Origin of the sequence: Lysobacter sp. TAF61 (assembly GCF_052113485.1) — a bacterium.
In the GTDB taxonomy this organism is placed as follows: domain Bacteria; phylum Pseudomonadota; class Gammaproteobacteria; order Xanthomonadales; family Xanthomonadaceae; genus Lysobacter_J.
The window spans coordinates 1-3,681 of sequence record NZ_JBFRDH010000016.1; the positions used below are offsets into that span (position 1 = coordinate 1).

A 3,681-nucleotide genomic window follows, 5' to 3' on the forward strand; every position below is an offset into this window, starting at 1 on the left:
TCTTCCATGACCTAACCCCCGGGCGGGAATGTATCAGCTCGCCGTGCCCCGCGCCGCCGAAGACCGGGGGCCTGCCGAAGGGGGAAGACAGCCGCCGGCAATGAGCTCAACTGGGGGCGTTGTACGCTTTACCGAAGCACAAAGCGGGCCAGCATGAGCCCCGACATCGCGTCGCTCCCTCGACCTGGCCGCACGGCTGCGACTACGTGCCTAACGCCTGAGTTAAGCCGAGCCACGAAGTGGCTTCGGCTTGAATGAATTGTTAGGCGTCGGCCGGCGGAAGATCGCTGCCAGGTGCCCGTGCCAAACCGCTCATTCGCATGTTGCATTGCACATCAGCCTCAGCCACGTACACCTCAATGTCACCAAGGCCACCGGCACCGGAGTAGTCGCTTGTGATGTGGAAATGCTGCTCGGGGTCGCCGCGTAGATTCGTGAGTAAAACGATCAAGCGATCGATCTCCGCAACTGAGAGTCCGAGGCTGACCCCATACCAACCATTGTTCCAGTTCTCTATCTTGCCGCGCATCAGCCTTAGTCCTGGTGCCTAACGCCCTCGGCGCTAGATTCGAACGCACGCAAGAGGGATCGGACACCGAGCACTCCGACTATAGTCTCGACTGTCGCCAGCACAGCCAGAACCCAATAGATCGCAGTAGCGAAAGGCTGCCAGAAGGTGTACTGGAGAATCATGCCAATGGGGATGCTTATCAAGGTCAAGCCCGTAGACATCAGAAGAAGCCGCAGGCTCTTGTGCCGGGTTGCTCGATATGCCTTGAGTTGGAAAGCAAGCACCAAAAAGCCACCCAGCAATCCGAGCAATCCGACCCAAGCACTCAATGTGTAATACACGTCGCGACTCATTGCCTTCCCTCGCCTAACGCCTGAGTTAAGCCGACATCAATCGCGTAGCGATTGGTGTTCGGCTTGAATAACCTGTTAGGCCTCGTGTCGTGACCGGAGCCGAGAACTGCAGCCGGCCATAACCTGGGCCTTCCCCGGACCAAAATGTAGCAGCTTGCGGCGGCCTGTGAACCGACCCGTCTCCCTACCCGGAGCCCAGAATCCAATCGGGGCGACCGGGGTCACCGAAGTCACGCGCCCCGCCCAGCGCCCATGCGGCTCTACGCCCTTACGGCTGCACTGCGAAGACAACACGCCTAACGCCTGAGTTAAGCCGAGCCGCGAAGCGGCATCGGCTTGAATGAATTGTTAGGCCTTGAGCGGCCATCTATCCACAAGAATTCTGTCCAACATGTCGTCCGTGATACCTATGCCAACCCTGTCAGGTCGAGTCCCGCGGTTCCAGCTGACAATGGTGATTGCAGCAGAGTCCGGGAAGTCTGCACATTCTCGGGAGAGTAGATCAATCAGCTCAAGGTTTGTTTTTACGTCGCCGCTGCTGAAAAGAGCGCGGAACGCCTTGCTGTGAGAGCCGTGCAATACAACAAGAGACTTGATGTCTGTCATGCGTCCACCGAGGCCTAACGCCTGAATTAAGCCGAGCCGCGAAGCGGCTTCGGCTTGAATGAATTGTTAGGCCACGCCCTACGGCGAGACCCAGTGAGTAGTTTTGACGACCCTGCTGGATGAGTCTAGCTCCACGGACCAGGCCTCGACACCACGAAGCAATGGCCATTCCCACCAAAGCCGGGTTGCGCAGGGCGCTTCTCATGAGGCCTAACGCCWGAGTTAAGCCGCACCGCGGAGCGGTGTCGGCTTGAATGAATTGTTAGGGCTCACCCGTGATCTCCATCCCGAGTGCGGTTGCAAGCTTGCGGTAATGCTCGCCCTCACTCTGCCAGACTGCGACCGCGTAGCCCGTCCCGGGCTCCACAAATATCACACCACGATCGTGTAGCTTTGGCGGCTCAACTCCACAGCCGCCCAAGGTGAAGCGTGCGGTCGGAGTTGCCGGCCCCTTGATGGTTCGGTCCACGAGCGCCTGCACTTCGAAGCCGGGGGTGGAGCTCGTGGGATACACGAACTCTATGCCGCCCTGCGGCTTTGGCCAAGGCCTGACGCCGCGGCGCATGAGCTGGTAGTCCTCGTACTCGGTCAGTTGTACGCCGGTGACCTCGACCACTCGGATCTCAGAGTAGCGGCCTGTGTCTTCAATTTCGGGCGTTCGTTTCCCGCCCAGGCATGCATGTGCCGCGGGACAGACCATAACCAAAGCCGCTGCTGTGGTGAGCGCCGCGAACTGTCTCATTAGCCCTAACGCCTGAATTAAGCCGAGCCGCGAAGCGGCTTCGGCTTGAATGAATTGTTAGGCGCGAAGGCCCGCGAGCTTGACCAGAGCAACATAACGAGCGCGACCAAGTTGATGCCAAGTTCACCCTCGCTAAGCCAGCCGAGGGAGATATTGAGATTGAAGCCAAGAGTGAATGACCACTGGAACGTGGGAGTGAGCACGTGGACGAGCTGCACGAGATAGAACCCGATGCCCAGATAGGCTGCCCAGCGACGCTGCTTGAACCAGCCGATGCCGGCGGCGATGCCAATTCCCGCCAGAGCCAGATTTGTGGCTAAGAAAGCCGCGGGGACGACGATCTGGGAGGCCACCCAAACGATCCAAAGAACGCCGAGCGAACCGTGGGCCAGCAGGATGCCGGCCAGAATCTTGTCTTGCTTGGTCATCAGTGAGCGCTCCCCTCGCGCCTAACGCCTGAGTTAAGCCGCACCGCGGAGCGGTGTCGGCTTGAATGACTTGTTAGGCCTAGTGTCGTGACCGGAGCCGAGAACTGCAGCCGGCCATGCCCTGGGCCTTCCCCGACCCAAAATGTAGCAGCTTGCAGCGGACTGCGAACCTGCCCCCTTCCATGTCGAAGCCGGTATCGAAAAAAGGCGACCAGGGGCTAGCGGAGTCGCCCGCCACGCGTCCGCGACCCGTGCGGCTCTACGCCCTTGCGGCTGCACAGCGGCGACAACACGCCTAACGCCTGAGTTAAGCCGACACCAAGCGCGTAGCGATTGGTGTTCGGCTTGAATGACTTGTTAGGCCTAGTGTCGTGACCGGAGCCGAGAACTGCAGCCGGCCATGCCCTGGGCCTTCCCCGACCCAAAATGTAGCAGCTTGCGGCGGACTGCGAATCTGCCCCCTTCCATGTCGAAGCCGGTATCGAAAAAGGGCGACCAGGGGCTAGCGAAGTCGCCCGCCACGCGTCCGCGACCCGTGCSGCTCTACGCCCTTACGGCTGCACAGCGGCGACAACWCGCCTAACGCCTGAGTTAAGCCGACATCAATCGCGTAGCGATTGGTGTTCGGCTTGAATGACCTGTTAGGCCTAGCGCCGCAACCGGAGCCAAGAACTGCGGCCGACTGCTCTTCCATGACCTAACCCCGGGTGGGAATGTATCAGCTCGCCGTGCCCCGCGCCGCCGAAGACCGGGGGCCTGCCGAAGGGGGAAGACAGCCGCCGGCAATGAGCTCGACTGGGGGCGTTGTACGCATGACCGAAGCACAATGCGGGCGAGCATGAGCTCCGACATCGCGTCGCTCCCTCGACCTGGCCGCACGGCTGCGACTACGTGCCTAACGCCTGAGTTAAGCCGCACCGCGGAGCGGTGTCGGCTTGAATGACTTGTTAGGCCTAGTGTCGTGACCGGAGCCGAGAACTGCAGCCGGCCATGCCCTGGGCCTTCCCCGGCCGAAAATGTAGCAGCTTGCGGCGGACTGTG

3 protein-coding genes are annotated in these 3,681 nt (G+C 60.6%); all 3 read right to left on the reverse strand.

Going from position 1 to position 3,681, the window contains the following annotated elements; translation table 11 throughout:
• Positions 1-262: 262 nt before the first annotated feature.
• A complete protein-coding gene (locus tag AB4Y64_RS17585) occupies positions 263-529 on the reverse strand; it encodes a hypothetical protein (RefSeq protein ID WP_441817739.1) in 267 nt (88 codons plus the stop codon).
• 1,203 nt (positions 530-1,732) lie between these two features.
• On the reverse strand, positions 1,733-2,212 hold the full coding sequence (locus tag AB4Y64_RS17590; protein WP_441817740.1) for a hypothetical protein: 480 nt from the start codon (positions 2,210-2,212) through the stop codon (positions 1,733-1,735).
• A gap of 17 nt (positions 2,213-2,229) precedes the next feature.
• Positions 2,230-2,640, reverse strand: a complete 411-nt coding sequence (locus AB4Y64_RS17595) for a hypothetical protein (RefSeq protein WP_441817741.1) — start codon at positions 2,638-2,640, stop codon at positions 2,230-2,232.
• Positions 2,641-3,681 lie beyond the last annotated feature (1,041 nt).

Bases quoted from the DNA above. Each gene is read 5' to 3' on its own strand.
- AB4Y64_RS17585 (WP_441817739.1), bottom strand. From the start codon at position 529: ATGCGCGGCAAGATAGAGAACTGGAACAATGGTTGGTATGGGGTCAGC.
- AB4Y64_RS17590 (WP_441817740.1), bottom strand. From the start codon at position 2,212: ATGAGACAGTTCGCGGCGCTCACCACAGCAGCGGCTTTGGTTATGGTC.
- AB4Y64_RS17595 (WP_441817741.1), bottom strand. From the start codon at position 2,640: ATGACCAAGCAAGACAAGATTCTGGCCGGCATCCTGCTGGCCCACGGT.